This window comes from Streptomyces sp. URMC 126 (assembly GCF_051386555.1).
Lineage (GTDB): Bacteria > Actinomycetota > Actinomycetes > Streptomycetales > Streptomycetaceae > Streptomyces.
The window spans coordinates 1-278 of record NZ_JBPQTX010000811.1; the positions used below are offsets into that span (position 1 = coordinate 1).

Sequence of the window (278 nt, forward strand, 5' to 3'; positions counted from 1 at the left end):
GAGTCCGCGTTCCGCAACCTGCTGGGCCTGGTGCGGCCCGAACTGGCGACGCTGGACCTGGAGACGGCCGCCGGGCGGGCGAAGCTCGCCGAGCACTTCGTGGCCCGCAAGCGCGCCGATGTGCGCGACTACCTCACCCGCGAGGACGGCCTGGCCGACGACTCCCTGGCCGAACGCACCGCCTTCGCGTCGGACCGCTGGACCAAGAACGAGCCCTACCGGCTCACCCCCGCCTACCGGGCGCTGCTGGACGACGCCATCGCCTACGCCAAGGACCG

At 73.0% G+C, this 278-nt stretch carries 1 protein-coding gene; it reads left to right on the plus strand.

The features are described 5' to 3' along the window. On the plus strand, positions 1–278 hold a 278-nt coding region (locus ACSNOK_RS34025; protein ID WP_436784602.1), incomplete at both ends, for a hypothetical protein.